The organism is Bifidobacterium sp. UTCIF-39 (genome assembly GCF_006408715.1).
Lineage (GTDB): Bacteria > Actinomycetota > Actinomycetes > Actinomycetales > Bifidobacteriaceae > Galliscardovia > Galliscardovia tissieri.
In genome coordinates, this window is sequence record NZ_JEOG01000026.1 from 23024 (window position 1) to 40109 (window position 17086).

Consider the following 17086-nt stretch of genomic DNA (forward strand, 5'->3'; position numbering starts at 1 on the left):
TCACGTATTGTTTTCGGGCAGGGGCGCGCGTCGGTGCCGCACACTTGCGGTGTGCGACGCGCGCCCGTCTGCATCAGCGGTAGGTCGGTTCCTCGGACTCGGTCGGAGCGCTCGCACCGGCTTCCGGACGGGCACCGATGTTGAAGCCCAGGTCGTCGGATGCGGAGACCGGATCGTCGTCCTCCTCCTTCATGTCGATGGCCACGCCTTCGGCGTTGAGCACCTCGACGTTCAGGGACAGGGACTGCATTTCCTTGAGCAGCACCTTGAAGGACTCCGGAATGCCTGCGGGCGGCAGGTTGTCGCCCTTCACGATCGCGCCGTAGACGCGCACACGACCGTCGACGTCATCGGACTTGATGGTCATCATCTCGTGCAGCGTGTAGGCGGCACCGTAGGCCTCGAGGGCCCACACCTCCATCTCGCCGAATCGCTGGCCACCGAACTGGGCCTTACCGCCCAGCGGCTGCTGCGTGATCATCGAGTACGGACCGGTGGAACGGGCGTGGATCTTGTCGTCGACCAGGTGGTGCAGCTTCAGGATGTACATGTAGCCCACGGAGATCGGCTTGCCGAACGGCTCGCCGGTGCGGCCGTCGTACAGCCATGCCTTGCCGTCGTCGCCGACGAGCTTGTCGCCGTCGCAGTTCGGCAGGGTGGTCTTCAGCAGGCCGTTGAGGGCATCCTGACGCACACCGTCGAACACCGGGGTGGCGACCGGGGTGTTCGGTTCGGCCTTCTCGGCGCCGGCGGGGATGTGCTTCTTCCACGCGGCCTCGAGATCCGGGTCGATGTTGATGTCCCAGCCGGAGTGCGCGATCCAGCCCAGGTGCAGCTCGAGCACCTGACCGAGGTTCATTCGGGAAGGCACACCCAGCGGGTTGAGCATGATGTCGACCGGGGTACCGTCGGCGAGGAACGGCATGTCCTCCTCGGGCAGGATCCGCGAGATGCAGCCCTTGTTGCCGTGACGACCCGAGAGCTTATCGCCCACGGTGATCTTGCGGTGCTGGGCGATGTACACGCGGATCATGGAGTTCACGCCGGTGGGCAGCTCGTCGCCGTCCTCCTCGGCGTCCTCGCGGGTGATCTCCTTGACGGCGATCACGGTACCGGTCTCGCCGTGGGGCACGCGCAGCGAGGTGTCGCGCACCTCGCGGGACTTCTCGCCGAAGATGGCGCGAAGCAGACGCTCCTCCGGGGTAAGCTCGGTCTCGCCCTTCGGGGTGACCTTGCCCACCAGGATGTCGCCGGCCTCGACCTCGGCACCGATGCGGATGATGCCGCGCTCGTCGAGGTTGGACACGGCGTCCTCGCTCACGTTCGGCAGGTCGCGGGTGATCTCCTCGGCGCCCAGCTTGGTCTCGCGGGCGTCGATCTCGTACTCCTCGATGTGGATGGAGCTCAGCGTGTCATCCTGCACCAGACGCTGCGAGATGATGATGGCGTCCTCGTAGTTGTAGCCGTTCCACGGCATGAAGGCGACCAGCAGGTTCTTGCCCAGAGCCATCTCGCCCTGATCGGTGGCCGGACCGTCGGCCAGCACGGAGCCGACCTCCACACGCTCACCCTCGTGGATGATCGGCACCTGGTTGTAGCAGGTGGTCTGGTTGGAACGCTGGAACTTGGCCAGCTTGTAGCTGGAGGTGGTGCCGTCGTCGTTCATCGTGCGGATGATGTCGGCGGACACGTAAGTCACCACGCCGTCCTTCTCGGCCTTCACCACGTCGCCGGAATCCACCGCGGCACGCCATTCGCCGCCGGTGCCCACCAGCGGGCGCTCGGAACGGATCAGCGGCACGGCCTGACGCTGCATGTTCGCACCCATCAGTGCTCGGTGGCCCTCATCGTGCTCCAGGAACGGAATCAGCGAGGAGCCGACGGACACCATCTGGCGCGGGGAGACGTCCATGTAGTCCACGTCGGAGACCGGGACATCGACCGCCTCTTCCTCGTTGGCTCGGGCCAGGGCGTCGTCGTGCACGAAGCGACCCTCGTCGTCCAGCTCCTGGTTGGCCTGGGCGATCACGTGGTCGGCTTCCTGATCGGCCGTCATGTATTCGATCTCGTTGGTCACCTGACCGTCGATCACCTTGCGGTACGGCGTCTCGATGAAGCCGAACGGGTTCACGCGGCCGAAGGTGGCGAGGGAGCCGATCAGACCGATGTTCGGACCTTCAGGGGACTCGATCGGGCACATACGTCCGAAGTGGGACGGGTGCACGTCTCGCACATCCATGGAGGCACGGTCACGGGACAGACCGCCGGGGCCCAGAGCGGACAGACGGCGCTTGTTGGTGATGCCGGCCAGCGGGTTGTTCTGATCCATGAACTGGCTCAGCTGGGAGGTTCCGAAGAACTCCTTGATCGTGGCGGCCACGGGGCGGATGTTCAGCAGGGACTGCGGGGTGATGGCCTCGGCGTCCTGCGTGGTCATGCGCTCGCGCACCACGCGCTCCATACGGCTCAGGCCGGTACGCAGCTGGTTCTGGATCAGCTCGCCCACCTGACGGATACGACGGTTGCCGAAGTGATCGATATCGTCGGTCTCGACGCGCAGCTCGATGTCCTCGCCGTTGCGCTTGCCCGGGAAGGTCTTGTCGCCGGCGTGCAGCGTGACCAGATACTTCAGGGTGGCCACGATGTCCTCGGGCTTGAGGCTGCGATCGTTGATGTCGCCTTCCAGACCGAGCTTGCGGTTGATCTTGTAGCGACCAACGCGGGCCAGATCGTAACGGCGGGTGTTGAAGTAGAAGGAGTCGAGCAGGTTGCGACCGGCCTCCGGGGTGGCGGTGTCGCCCGGACGGATGCGGCGGTACAGCTCGGTCAGGGCGCGGTTGCGGATCTCCTCGTCGCTCGGACGCTGGTCGATCAGCGGGCGGCCGGATGAATCCTTCGGGGTCACGGCGTCCATCTCGTGGGCAAGGGCGTCGAGCACCAGCGGGTAGCCCTGGAAGGCGTCGTGGATCTCGCGCTCGGTCATACCGATGGCCTCGAGGAAGATGATGGCGGACTGCTTGCGCTTGCGGTCCACGCGCACGCCGAGCACATCGCGCTTGTCGATCTCAAACTCCAGCCAGGCGCCGCGGCTCGGGATGATCTTCGCGCCGTAGACGGTCTTGTCGGTGGAGCGGTCGCGGGAGCTGTCGAAGTACACGCCCGGGGAGCGCACGAGCTGGGAGACGATCACTCGCTCGGTGCCGCCGATGATGAAGGTGCCGTGCGGGGTCTGGAGCGGGAAGTCGCCCATGAACACCGTCTGGCTCTTGATCTCGCCGGTGTCGTTGTTGCAGAACTCAGCGTTCACGTACAGCGGCGCGGAGTAGGTGTAATCCTTCTCCTTGCACTCCTGCACGGTGTGACGCGGCTCTTCGAAGTAGGGGTTGGAGAACGTGAGGCTCATGGTCTGGGCGAAGTTCTCGATCGGGGAGATCTCCTCGAAGACCTCCTCAAGACCGGAGGTGTGCGGCACGGTGTTGGTGCCATTCGCCAGGTCTTCCTCGACGCGCTTCTTCCAGCGCTCATTGCCGATCAGCCAGTCGAAGCTGTCGGTCTGAACGCCCAGCAGGTACGGGACGTCGATGGGTTCCTTGATGGAACCGAAGTTCACGCGCGGCGAGGCCTTGTGCAGCTTGATGTCATGCTCATCCGCACGAGCGTAGACTTTGGTGGTATTGGTTTGTGTGCTTTCGGCAGCCAAGATGGGATAGTCCTTCTCGTTCGCTGTTATTCCAACGGCCAGGAAACGGACTCCGCGCAATCGTGGTATACAATCGTCGCGGGCGTTTCCCCAGTTGATGTATGCCCGCTATATGACACACGTCGCTAATCGTCAAAAGATTAGCACACTCTCGCGTGTCGCGCAACTCGGTGTGTATACTTCTTGGACTTTGTCACCCCACGCATCTTCCGTTGCTCATTCCGTTTTCTCTTCCATCCAGCCTCTCTTGTATTCCTTCAAGTCAGGGCTCCGGATTCCGTCACTACTTCTTTTCGGTTCGACGCATGACGCTCCAACCGGCTGACAGTTGTGGTTACCGTCCGGTATTTTCCCTGCCAGGCACACACAAGAGGCATCATCCATCTTCGCCATGGCGACCGGATCTTGGTATAACCATGTCACCAGCACCCCTATTGCCGCCTCTGCCCTACCCGGCAATAACCAGATCGGAAGCACATACCCCTGCTGCTCATCTCGCCTGTTGGCATCTGGTCCTTTGTTTCCCATCTATTCCCCATCCCCCCAGTCACGTCGTATTTGGGCACAACCCTCCTCAACCAACTCCGACGTCCAGCAACGATTGGCACGGGACAACACCCTGATGACACTTCATGTCAGCCATGTCACAGAGCGGACAACCGCAGACAGTCGGATGATGGGAACGAACAGCCAGACGGCACAGCGGACAACCACGTGACAGACAATCAAGTGGCGGACAACCAAGTGGCGGACAACCAAAGTGGCACAGAACGGACAAATAACGGATCGACATATTCCCTGCCACAAGCTATGGCACAGAACGGCGAAATCCCCGCACGGAGTATTCTCTGCCACGGGTCATGGCAGAGAACAGCGAGAACACCCAAATCCGCATTCCCTGCCACGATTTGCCGCCACACAATAATCAGCAGAGCGTTTTACGCATTCCCTGCCAAAGGTCATGGCAGAGAATGCCAAAATCACCCAAATCGACGTTCCCTGCCACGATTTCCTGCCACACAATAATCAGCAGAGCGTTTTGCACATTCCCTGCCACGATCGTCTGGCAGAGAACACACGAAACCGGTTCCAACGGCATTCCCTGCCACGACCATCACCCCGCCATCACGCCTAGGACCGAGAAAATCACGAATTTCACACCATATCCACCGGATTTACGCACGAATAGGACGGAATTCCGCGGCAGAGAATGACGGAAAACCTCATATCGTCATTCTCTGCCACACCCTTTGGCAGAGAATGCCAACAACCGCTCATACCTCATTCCCTGCCACCACAATCGCTGCCCCCCCCTAAGCCCCCTCCCAGAAGCGCAACCAGACGCTCGCTACGTTCAATCATCTCCCCGAGTCCAGATCCCCTTCCTCACGTCCAAATCGCATTCCGCGAGACTGTCTCTTTATGTGCATAACCCCTGATCGCTGGTGATTGACAGGAGCGTCTCGGTAATTGGGGATTGTCTCGACAGGTGTGTGACTGGTCTTGGCTGCCACCGGTCGTGAGGCCGGCGGGAAGGGGCTCCCGCTGAGAGCCGCGCCGATCGAAGCAGTGACGACATGGAGAAAGACGGTTCCCGCCTCGGTGCGTATCCGACGCGCGCTTGTGACGAACAAGCATCGGACGCACGCCCCGATGCACATATGACGCACAGAGACGTCGAACAAGCACCGGGGACACGGCTCGGTGCTTGTTCGACGCACGTTTGTGACGAACCCGCAGCCAGGAACACGCTTCAGTGCTTGTTCGACGCACGTTTGTGACGAACCCGCACTAGGGGACACGCTTCAGTGCGGGTTCGGCATCCATATACGACAAACCCGCACCGAAGGGCGTGCTTCACTGCGTATCCGACGGACATCCGGGACGAACCCGCAGTGGGAAACCCGATTCAGTGCGTATCCGACGCACGCATGCGACCAAGACCAGTTACACGCTGAGACTGTCTGAGACTGTCCTTTATGTGTGTAACCTCTGCCGGTGATCGACAGGAGTGTCTCGGTAGGCGTGGGTGACTGTCTCGGTAAACGTGTAGCTGGTCTTGGCTACCGGCCCACGAGATCGGCCGGAGGAAGCTGTGATGAATACCGATTGAAGCACTGGAAAACGACGGTTGCGACATGTAACGAGACACCCCCTCCGACGGCACCACGACCGGCAGCAGCCAAGACCAGTTACACATTTGCTAGGGCACTCCCCACACTTACCGAAACACCCCCATTGCGATCCGTACAGAACACGAAGTACTCCAGAAACACTGACGGCATCACATGGCCTAGTGATGCCCAAGATTCACCGCACCTTCTGTTGTGCTGTATGCGCTGTAACACGTTCCGCACACATCCCGTATCCGTTCCCATACGAACCCATGCACCCCACGTGTTCCGCACATATCTCGCACACGTTCCGACACATCCCGCGCCCGTTCCGCACACGTTCCGTACACATCCCCATATATCTGCACACATCCCCATATATATTCCCCATACATTCCACGTTCCGCATACGTTCACATTGACGATCTACGCTGGTGATGGAAACGATGATTGGAACGGTGATGATGCCGTTGCGATCATTCGTCGTAGTCGTAGGAATCGCAGGAGTCGTAGGAAAGCGTGAACATCATGATGCCCGACATCACACCGTCATCGCAATCACCGTCATCGCAATCACCGGCACAATCGTCAACCCAATCGCCGCTGCCGTCGGAAACGGAACGGCTCGCCGATCGGATCGTCGACATGATCCGCACACAAACCAGCAAACCGGCGATCGAACTCCACGTGGAGGCTGCGGACGGCACTGCAATCGAGGGTCAGAGACTCCGCGACTGCGGCATGGACGCGCTGGCCGTGCCGGACCTGTTGGACACCAAGTACGGTGGACCGTTCCTGCTTCCCGACGACTACGAGCTCCCGGTCAACCCCGGTAACGGCGTGCCGATGGTACTGCTCGCGCAATGGAACTTCGAACGGCTCCCCCGTCTGGAGGGCTTTCCGCAGAATGGCCTCTTGCAATGCTTCGTGGACGCCACCGACGATGATCCCGATCAGGATTTCACGCAAACCACCGACGACGGCAACGACGACAGCGAGAACGACAAGGCGTGGGAGTCGTGGAAGATCCGTTACATTCCCGCCAATCTGCTGTCGACCGATGCCCCACACGCCGCACAGGTGATCACGCCGCACTGGCAGCTTCGCCACGGCTGCGTGAAACCGACGCAGGTGCCATTCGACGACGAGAACATGCAGTTCAAGTTGCACGGCGAACTCACCACAAGCCCCATGGGCGTGACCGATTATCGCTATGAGGATCTGTTGGAATCGTGTCTGGATCAGCTCGATGACGGGGATCGCGAACTGTTCGATGACGAATACGCCGACATGGAGAATCTGCTCTTCCAGAGAATCAGCGGGGATGGCCACCGTCTGGGAGGCTACCCGTTATTCACCCAGGACGATCCACGTACGTACATGGATGAGGACGATGCTGCGGATCTGGTCATGGTGGCGCAGATCAACAGCATCGAATTCAAGATGATGTTCGGCGACAACGGCATCGGACACATTTTCATCCCCTCCGCCGCGTTGCACGACACCGACTTCAGCCAGGCCTTCTATCAGTGGGACTGCTACTGATTCATACCGATTCGCTGATTCATCGATTCATACTGATTCACTGATTCAGGTTTCGGCGTGGCGCGACTTGTGCGGCGCGTGCGCATATTCAGGTCGTATATGCCGCCGCGGCGAGATGACGAATCAGATTGCCGAGGTATTCGATCGGCTCGATGCTACTCGATATCGTTGCGGAGATCTTCTCGTCGGCGAGCGCCAAGTCGCGATCCCACCGACCTCGTCTGCCGAAGCCGTCGAGCGGCCAGAATCATCGGAATCATCAAACCATCAGAACAGTCGAGCGACCGCAACAGCCAGCACGATCAGAACGACCAACCGTCCGGTACACGCTCATTCGTCGCCCATTCGTCCTTCATTCAGCCCTGACGGCTGATGCCACCTTTGTGGCCGGTAGCTTTGAACGGCACTCCGCCGCGACGCCCGCCCGACGGGAATCCGCCGTTGCGTCCGCGAATCTTGCCGGCATTCCCCCAGCCTGCGTTCCAGCCGCCCTTGTTCTTGCCCATATTGGGCGTAGTCGTCCTGTTCGTCATACCATCAGTATGCATCCAGTATGCATCAGCAGACATCAGCACGCCGCGCTCCACTGACGGACGCCGGCGTCGGGAACATCGATCACAAGGAGAGTCATGCCACAGTCGGGAGCGCGAGGATTCGCAGTGGTCGATTTCGAGACCACGGGACTGGTGCCGGAGCGTGGCGACCGGGCCATTGAGATCGGTGTGACGCTGCTCGCCCCCGATGGCACCATCGAACATGAGGACGAGACGCTGATCCACGTCAGTCGCGATCTGGGCCCGCAGCATGTGCATCATATTCGCGCGGCGGATCTGCGCCATGCGCCGGAGTTCGACGGCATCGCCCGGCAATTGCGCGACTATCTGGCAGGTCGTGTCTTCGTGGCGCATAATGCGGCGTTCGATTCGCGTGTGCTGCGTAGCGAATATGCCCGACTGGGGTACGACATTCCCGTTCGCGGAACATCGTCAGCTTCGTCAGCACTATCAGCACCGTCAGCACTATCAGCACCGTCAGCATCGCCACGCAATTCCTCCGCACGCCGATCCATCACGCACTCCTCCACCACGTTGTGCACCATGCGTCTCGGCGGCAAACTGCTCGGCGTGCGTTCACTCGCCGCGTGCTGCAATCGGTTCGGCATCGGCAATCCGGATGCGCACAGTGCGCTGAGCGACGCCCATGCCACTGCACTGCTGCTGCGTGAATACATGCGCATGATTCCGGATTGGCCGGGATGGAACGCCCACCTCGACGCCGCCGAACATGCGGTCTGGCCGCGGATCGGCGAGGACATGGTCCGATGGATGCCCCGCCCGACGCATACCGACGCGGGAAGCACGTTTGTCGACAACCCGTTCACCGACAACCCGTTTGCCGACAACCCGTTTGCCGACAACCCGTTTGCCGACGGACCCATTCCCATTACGGAACGCCAGATCGCCGGGAGAGTTGAGAGTACCGGAAACCGTTCCAGCGTCGGTCCCGCGGGAACAGCCCATACCCAGACCACGCCCACTCCCCCGCCGCGACTGCGCGAAGGCGACCGCATCGCGCTGACCGGCTCGATGTCGCAACGCCGATCCGACTGGATCGACGACCTGTCCGCGGTGGGGATCGTCGTCTGGCCGTCGGTCACCAAAAAGGTGCGTCTGGTGGTGGCCGCCGACGTGGATTCGGAATCCACCAAGGCGCGCAAGGCCCGTGACTACGGCATTCCCATCGTCAGCGAGCGCTGGCTGAAAACCGCCATCGAAAACGGCGTCGACGCCTGACTAAGCGTCCCGCAACCGCCTACTCCGCGCGGTCGATCTGCTCCTCGTCCGCCAGAGCGGTCAGACGTCCGTAGATCTCCTCGTAGGCGGGGATGATGCTGCCGAGCCCGCGGCGGAACAGGTCCTTGTCGAGGTGTTCGATCTGTCCACTGCCGTCCTTGAGATCCCACAGTCGGCAGGTGTCGGGGGTGATTTCGTCGGCCAGCAGGATGACGCCGTCGGCGGTTCGTCCCTCCTCGATCTTGAAATCGACCAGTCGTACGTCGATCTTGGAGAAAATGTCCGTCAGCGCGTCGTTCACCGCGTGGGCGATGCGGGAGATTTCGACGAGTTCGTCTTCGGTGACGATGCCGAGCGCCACGAGTCCGTCGTTGTTGATGAACGGATCGCCCAGGTCGTCGGATTTCACGCAGAATTCGAGGATCGGCTTCTTCAGCGGAGTGCCTTCCTCGACGCCGTAGCGTTTGGCGAAGGATCCGGCGGCGGTGTTGCGCATGATGATCTCGAGCGGGAACATGTCCATCTTCCGGACCAGCTGTTCGGTGTCGGAGATCCTGCGGATGAAGTGGCTGTCCACGCCGCGCGCCCGCAGTAGGTCGAACAGCACTGCGGTGATGCGATTGTTCAGGCTGCCTTTGCCGGCGATCTGTTCCTTCTTTTCCCCGTTGAACGCGGTGGCCTGGTTCATGTATTCGACCCAGAGTACGTCCGGCTCGTCGGTCGCGTACATTTTCTTGGCCTTGCCTTGGTAGAGCATTTCCAGTTTCTTCATGATTCGCCTTTGTGGTTGAGGTTGAGCGGTAATGGCGTTCACCCGATCGACGGAGATCGGATGAACGGGCATCAGCGTATCATCGGACGACCTGCCACGCCCGTGGGTCAGTGAACATCTGTTAACAGCTTCTCCGCGGTGTAGTCGTCGGTGACCAGTGCGGAGATGAGTCCGCCCTTCATGCAGGCGCGGATCGCTGGGATCTTCGGATCTCCCCATGCCACGCCGATGACCAGGGGATGCGCTTCAGCCGTTCGATGTCGATCGATATCGTTCGGTCGCACAGTTCGGTGTGCATGTGGTTGCCGTCCTTGTCGATATGGTGTCCGCAGATGTGTCCGACGACGCCGTGACGCAAGAGTTCTCCCGCCTTGCGCTGATCGATGTATGCGTCGAAGATGTGTCCGGAGCGCTCGCGGGTGACGGCACCGACGCCCACGATGGCCACGTCGGCACCGCCGCCCAGTGCCAGTGCCGTGGCGATCTGCGGTTCCTTGCGCATGGCGGTGGCGAGTTCGGCGTTCGACAAGATCATCGGCACCGGCAGCAGTGTGAACGTGCCGCCGAGCCGTTGCGCCAGCATACGGCAGATGTCGGGGGAATCGGTCATGGGATTGTCGGGGCTCAGCGTGCCGATCATCTGGGCGACGTTCGATTTCGGCCAGTCGAGAACGGGGATCTCCCGTACTGTGGCGACCACCGCACCGCCGTTCGAAACGGTGATCAGCGAGTCGGGCGCGCAGATCTCCGTGAACAGGGCCGCCGAGTACCGCGGCACGATGACCTTCGGATCCTCTCCGTGTTTCACTTCGGCCACGCGGGCGTGCTTGAGCCCGTACTTCTTCTTCAGCCCCTCCTCCAGCGTGCGCATACGCTCCAGTACATGGCCGATGCTGATGTGCACGATGCCCATGTCCCGTGATTCCTTGAGCAGGCGGGACACCGTCGGCCGTGAGTATCCGATCTCCTTGGCGATCTCGGCCTGGGTCTTGTCTTCGAGATAGTAGGAGCGTGCCACCCGCAGCATCAGATCGACGTGTCGACGGGATGTGGATGTAGCCAGAATCGATTCATCGTTGAACATATGTTTATGTTATCTCCGTTTATTCAAAACACGCAATAGTCATCAATCGTTTGTCAGTACTGAAAAATCAGCGATTTAGGGCTCTTCGACATCACGAACGATCGTGCGTATGCACATATGTTCATCAACGTGATGTGACGCTGCGCGGATGCCGCATAGATTGTGAATCGTCAACGACAACGACCACGGGAACGACCCCGAGGCCTGACGAACAACCAGCCCGTCACGGATGACGGACCCAGACAAAGGAGTACAACATGGCATTCGCACGTACGATCTTCGGCGACGTCGACCCCAGCACCCTTGGCGTGGTGGACTGCCACGACCACCTGATCCGCGTCGGCGCGGGCGAGGTCTACATCGACGGCGACCACCAGCTCGACTCGGTCGAGAAGGCCATCGAGGAAGGCGGCTACTTCGCCGAGGCCTCCAAGAAGTGGAGCCCCAACGGCGGCACCGTCGTCGACATGTGCCCGATCAACTGCGGCCGTGACCTCAACAAGCTGGCCGAAGTCACCAAGGCCGTGGACGGCCTGCAGGTGATCGCCGCCACCGGCTTCCACCGCGAGCACGTCTACCTGGAGACCCAGTCCCACTGGATCAACCGCTACAGCGTGGACAAGGTGGCCGAACTGGTCATCGCCGACATCCGCGAAGGCATCGACAAGAACGACTACTCCGGACCGATCGTCGAGCGCACCCCGTACAAGGCCGGCGTGATCAAGGTCGGCACCGCCTACGGCAAGATCACCAAGTTCGAGCGCAAGTGCATGGAGGCCGCCGCCATCGCCGCCATCGAGACCGGCTGCCCGATCAACACGCACACCACGTACGGCACCTGCGGCCTCGAGCAGGCCGAGGGCTTCCTTGAGCTGGGCGTGCCGGCCAACCAGATCGCCATCGGCCACATCCAGCGCAACGCCGACGTGTACTACCTCGAGCAGATCCTCAAGCTCGGCGTGTACCTGGAGATTGACGGTACCAACCGCATCAAGTACCAGCCCGACTCCAACCGCATGATGGAGCTCAAGGCGTTCTACGAGGACGGCTTCGCCGACCGCATCCTGCTCGGCACCGATTCCGGCAAGCGCGGCTACCAGAAGGCCTACGGCGCCACCTCCGGCGTGGACTACAACCCGGCCGTCGACGGACCGCGCATGGTCGACGAGGGCTTCGACCGCGAATACATCGAGAAGCTGCTCATGAAGAACGCCCAGGAGTTCTTCACCTTCAAGAAGGAAGGCTGATCCACGATGGCAGAGAAACTCGCCCAGCCGCGCCTGCAGATCGCGCTCGACACCACCGATATGCCGAGCGCCCTGCGCCCGCTCAACCAGGCCATCGATCAGATCGACGTCATCGAATGCGGCACCATCCTCATCATCGCCGAAGGCCTCAAGGCCGTCCGTGAGATCCGCGCCCTGTACCCGAACAAGACCATTCTGGCCGACGTGCGTATCGCCGAAGCCGGAGCCCTCATCGCCCGCAACTGCTTCGAAGCCGGCGCCAACTGGGTCTCCGTCGTCGCAGGCGCGTCGCTCACCACGGTGGAACAGGTCGTCAAGGTCGCCGACGAATTCGGCGGCGAAGTGCAGATCGAACTCGGCGAGGACTACGACGCCGACAAGGCCCGCAAGTGGAAGGAACTTGGTGCCAAGCACGTCATTGTCCACCGCTCGCGTGACGCCGAAGTCGCCGGAACCCTCAAGTGGGGCGAAGATGACATCGCCCGCATCAAGGAACTCCATGCCATGGGCTTCACCGTCACCGTCACCGGCGGCGTGAACGTCAAGGACATCCCCTTCTTCGAAGGCGCACCCGTCGGCGTGATCATCTCCGGACGCGGCATCGTCAAAGCGGAGGACCCGCTCGCGGCGGCCACCGAACTGAAGAACACCATCAGGACCGTCTGGCCCGAATAAACCGACCGGATGCCAACCGATCACACCCGATCAGCCAACACCGGACAGACAACGCGGAGCCGATCATCGACGAAGGGACCGGCTCCGCCCCAATCGTCCGCGTAACAACTTCGAACAAACACAACAAAAAATGGGGTGCTCCCTGCCCGGAGCGCCCCATACCAGAAAACCCTTATCCAAAGAATTTTCACCACGATTATAGTCACAAGGAAGTGCGCCATGACTGCCACCGAACCCAAGTACGATCTGTCGACCATCGGCGAAGGCCAGATCCGATTCACCGTCGAACGCGGCGAACGACTGATGTTCACCCGCTCCGTCCACATGAACCCCGCCTGCTCCGAAGCCAACGTCGCCGGTCTGCTCAGCCAGCTCGGCCGCCAGACCCTGTGGACCAGCTCCCTGCCCGAAGGCGACCTCGGCGACTACATCCTCGCCGAATACCGTTCCGTCGGCGTGCACATGGACACCATGGTCCGTCGCCCCGGCGGCCGTACCGCACTGTACTTCATGGAGCCCGGCGAATACCCGATGCCCGCCAACGTCATCTACGACCGCGAATGGACCACCTTCCGCGCCACCGGCATCGACGACTACGACTGGGATGAGATCCTCAACACCAAGGTCATCTTCCTCACCGGCATCACCGCCGCCCTGACCGACACCACCGCCGAAGTCGTGCGCTACGCCGCCGACGAAGCCGTACGCCGCGGCGTCGAAGTGATCCTGGACGTGAACTTCCGCCGCAAGCTGTGGAGCGGCGAAAAGGCCCGCGAAGTGCTCGAGCCCATCGCCAAGGAAGCCACCGTGCTGTTCTGCTCCATCGCCGACGCCGAAAAGGTATTCGGCATCACCGGCACCCCCGAAGAGGTCACCGCCGAACTGCAGAACCGCTTCGGCTGCAAGTACATCGTCTCCACCAACCACACCGACGGCCCCTACCTGCGCGGCCGCGAAGGCTTCTACCCCTACCGCACCACCCCGGTGAACGTCGTCGACAGACCGGGCGCCGGCGACTCGTTCGTCTCCGCCACCATCCACGGCTACCTGTCCGGCGACATCCGCGAAGGCGTCAAGTGGGGACAGTACGCCTCCAAGGTGGCCCTCACGCACAAGGGCGACCTGACCCGCGTCCGCCCCGGCGAACTCGACATCCCGCTGGGCACCGACATCGACCGCTGAGTGATACGGAAGGAACACGCATCATGTCCAGCACAATGGCAGCTTCAACTAAGTCCGCAGGCCTGACCGCATACGAACAGATCGATTCCCGCCCGCTGAGCGGTCACCAGAAAAGCATCATCGGACTGGTCATCGCAGGTAACATTTCTGAATTCTTCGATATGTTCCTCGTCGGATTCGTCGTCTCTCTGCTTACCAGCGCATGGCACCTCACCGGCATGGAAGCCGGCGTCATTCTGGCCTGCTCGGGACTCGGCACCGTCATCGGCTCGATCATGTGGGGTCGTCTCGCCGACAGGTTCGGCCGAAAGCACGCCTTCCAATGGTGTGTGATCTGCTTCGTGGTATTCACCATCCTTTCCGTGTTCCTGCCTGATCGTGCATGGATTCTGCTCGCCATTCTTCGCGTTGGTGTCGGTATCGGCGTAGGCGGACTCAATATCACCTCCATCCCCTACGTGCAGGAATTCGTGCCGACCAAGCACCGCGGCATGCTCTCCGGCCTCGCCTCCGTGTTCATCCCGCTCGGCCTGTTGCTCGGCTCCGTTGCGCAAAGCGCCATCGGCGAGCACTGGCGAATCCTCCTCGCCCTCGGGGCAGTCCCGGTGTTGCTGCTCTTCTGGCTGCGCGTCGTCCCCGAATCCCCGCGCTTCTACCAGACCAAGGGACAGGACGACAAAGCCCGTGAGGCACTCGCTTGGGCCATGGAAATTCCGGTGGACGAAGTCGGTGCCCTGCCTGAAGTCGAACAGCAGCAGAAGGTCAGCTACTCGGTGCTGTTCAGCAAGCATCTGCGCTCTCTGATCATCGTCAGCGTCGGTTCATTCTGCTTCATCATGGGCGGTTTCGCCATCCAGTCCTGGGGACAGACCCTTATGAAGGACGCCTTCGGCTTCTCCACTCAGATGGTCGCCTATCTGTTCATGGGCGTATCCGTCGCCGACTGCATCGGCCGCTTTGGCTCCGCATGGCTCGCCGACGTGATCGGCCGTCGCTGGACCATGTTCATCTTCGGCATCATCGGCGCTGCAGGCTGCTTCTACGCTGCGTTCTTCCACAACTCTGGCTGGCAGTTCTACATCGCCGTGCTCATCATCATGACGTTCGCCGATGGCGTGTTCGGCATCCTCAACGCGTTCGGCGGCGAACAGTTCCCGAACGATGTGCGATCCACAGGTCTTGGTCTTGGCTACGGCATTGGTGCCACCGCAAAGATCATCGGCCCCGCCTTCATGGGCGTGCTCGTCGGCGGCGACTTCGTCTCCCAGAACATCGACATCTCCGTCATCACCACCGCCTTCACCTTCTTCGGTGTCTGCCTCGTCATCGGCGCGATCATCTACCTGTTCGCGCAGGAGACGAAGGGCAAGGACCTCGAATCCCTGTAATTCCAATTCCAAGCACACACATCAACAGTCAAGGACAACAATCATGACCGTCAACGCCGTCGGCATTTACGAAAAGGCCCTGCCAACCGGACTGACATGGGAGGAGACCTTCGATCTCGTCCACGATCTCGGATTCAACTTCCTCGAATTCTCGATCGACGAAAGCGACGAACGTCTTGCCCGCCTCGAATGGACCGAGCGCGAACGTGAGGAATTCCGCAACGCCATGTGGAAGACCGGCAGCCGCATCAACACGCTCATGCTCTCCGGACACCGTCGCTTCCCGCTCGGTTCCGCCGATCCCGCCATCCGCGCCAAGGCACTGGACATGATGGCCAAGGCCATCGATCTGGCCGTCGATCTCGGCGTGCGCAACATTCAGATGGCCGGCTATGACGTCTATTACGAGCCGAAGACCGAATCCAGCCGCGAATGGTTCATCGAAAACCTGAAGACCTGCGTGGAAATGGCCGCCAAGAAGATGGTGATGCTCTCCATCGAGACCATGGACGACCCCTTCCTCAACTCGCTGAGCAAGGTCGACTATCTCAAGACCCAGATCCACAGCCCGTTCCTGCAGGCCTACCCCGACGTCGGCAACCTCACCGCCTGGCCCGAAAACGACGTGGCCCACGAAATCGAATCCAACATCGACAACATCGTGGCCGTGCACCTCAAGGACACCAAGCCCGTAACCGCCAACTTCCCGGGCCAGTTCAAGGAAGTGCCCTTCGGCGACGGCGCCGTCGACTTCGAAGCCGTGCTGCGACTCTTCCACCGGCTCGGCTACAACGGCAGCTACACCGTGGAGATGTGGACCAGCAAGGCCGACGATCCCATCGCCGAAGTCAAGAAGGCCAAGGCCTACTTCGACGGACTGTTCGACAAGATCGGCATCGTTCAGGAACCCATCCTGAGCCGTGCCGCCTGATCACTACGATCGTAGAATACACGAAAACACTAGCCAGCAATTGAAAGGATAGGTTACGAGTTATGGCTACTTTGGCTGATTTTGGTCCTGAGGTGCGTGCCGAGGTCAAGCAGGTGCGTGAGGTGGTGTCCGTGTTGCATCAGCAGTTGATCAAGTGGAATCTGGTGGTGTGGACGGCGGGTAACGTGTCGCAGCGTCTGCATACGGCGGATCTGTTCGTGATCAAGCCGTCGGGCGTGCGCTATGAGAACCTGACGCCGAACTCGATGGTCGTGGTGGATCTGGACGGCAACGTGGTCGACGGCACCGAGGCGCCCAGCTCGGATACGGCGTCGCATGCGTACATCTACCGTCATATGCCGGACGTGTATGGTGTGGTGCACACGCATTCGACGTATGCGACGGCGTGGGCGGCGACGGGTCAGAACATCCCGTGCGGGCTGACGATGATGGGTGACGAGTTCGGTGGCCCGGTGCCGGTGGGCCCGTTCCGTCTGATCGGTTCGGAGGCGATCGGCGAGGGCGTGGTCGAGACGCTGAGGAAGTATCCGAAGTCGCCGGCGGTGCTGATGCAGAACCATGGCCCGTTCACGATCGGCAGGGACGCGGAGGGCGCGGTGAAGGCCGCGGCGATGACCGAGGAGGTCGCGCACAC

General features: G+C 61.1%; 11 protein-coding genes and 1 pseudogene. 8 read left to right on the plus strand and 4 right to left on the minus strand.

Annotated features, from left to right (window positions below; all coding sequences use genetic code 11):
* Positions 1-73: 73 nt before the first annotated feature.
* Positions 74-3700, minus strand: coding sequence for a DNA-directed RNA polymerase subunit beta (locus tag EP30_RS09655; RefSeq protein WP_094662869.1), 3627 nt, complete (start codon positions 3698-3700; stop codon positions 74-76).
* A 2642-nt stretch (positions 3701-6342) separates the two neighbouring features.
* Here EP30_RS09655 and EP30_RS09660 point away from each other — a divergent pair.
* Entirely contained in the window at positions 6343-7359 is a 1017-nt protein-coding gene (locus tag EP30_RS09660) for a YwqG family protein (RefSeq protein WP_258185471.1), read from the plus strand.
* A 356-nt stretch (positions 7360-7715) separates the two neighbouring features.
* On the opposite strand, the gene EP30_RS09665 is transcribed toward EP30_RS09660, so the two are convergent.
* Entirely contained in the window at positions 7716-7928 is a 213-nt protein-coding gene (locus tag EP30_RS09665; protein WP_140558272.1) for a hypothetical protein, read from the minus strand.
* Positions 7929-7988: 60 nt separating this feature from the next.
* Here EP30_RS09665 and EP30_RS11245 point away from each other — a divergent pair, with 60 nt between their 5' ends.
* A complete protein-coding gene (locus EP30_RS11245) occupies positions 7989-9152 on the plus strand; it encodes an exonuclease domain-containing protein (RefSeq protein ID WP_258185467.1) in 1164 nt (387 codons plus the stop codon).
* Between the two features lie 19 nt (positions 9153-9171).
* On the opposite strand, the gene purC is transcribed toward EP30_RS11245, so the two are convergent.
* Both purC and EP30_RS09690 read right to left on the minus strand, forming a co-directional pair.
* Positions 9172-9924, minus strand: a complete 753-nt coding sequence (gene purC / locus EP30_RS09685; RefSeq protein ID WP_140558274.1) for a phosphoribosylaminoimidazolesuccinocarboxamide synthase — start codon at positions 9922-9924, stop codon at positions 9172-9174.
* 107 nt (positions 9925-10031) lie between these two features.
* A pseudogene (locus tag EP30_RS09690) lies at positions 10032-11008 on the minus strand (sugar-binding transcriptional regulator).
* A gap of 257 nt (positions 11009-11265) precedes the next feature.
* Between EP30_RS09690 and EP30_RS09695 the strand changes: the two are divergent.
* The 6 genes from EP30_RS09695 to EP30_RS09720 all read left to right on the plus strand — a co-directional run.
* Complete coding sequence (locus tag EP30_RS09695; RefSeq protein WP_140558276.1) at positions 11266-12255, plus strand: phosphotriesterase; 990 nt, start codon at positions 11266-11268, stop codon at positions 12253-12255.
* A gap of 6 nt (positions 12256-12261) precedes the next feature.
* Entirely contained in the window at positions 12262-12930 is a 669-nt protein-coding gene (locus EP30_RS09700) for a 3-dehydro-L-gulonate-6-phosphate decarboxylase (RefSeq protein WP_094662876.1), read from the plus strand.
* A 219-nt stretch (positions 12931-13149) separates the two neighbouring features.
* Positions 13150-14112, plus strand: coding sequence for a sugar kinase (locus tag EP30_RS09705; RefSeq protein ID WP_140558278.1), 963 nt, complete (start codon positions 13150-13152; stop codon positions 14110-14112).
* A 23-nt stretch (positions 14113-14135) separates the two neighbouring features.
* Positions 14136-15500, plus strand: a complete 1365-nt coding sequence (locus EP30_RS09710) for an MFS transporter (protein ID WP_219846820.1) — start codon at positions 14136-14138, stop codon at positions 15498-15500.
* Positions 15501-15543: 43 nt separating this feature from the next.
* Complete coding sequence (locus EP30_RS09715) at positions 15544-16431, plus strand: L-ribulose-5-phosphate 3-epimerase (protein ID WP_140558280.1); 888 nt, start codon at positions 15544-15546, stop codon at positions 16429-16431.
* Positions 16432-16493: 62 nt separating this feature from the next.
* The coding region (locus EP30_RS09720) for an L-ribulose-5-phosphate 4-epimerase (protein ID WP_140558282.1) at positions 16494-17086 on the plus strand (593 nt) is incomplete at its 3' end.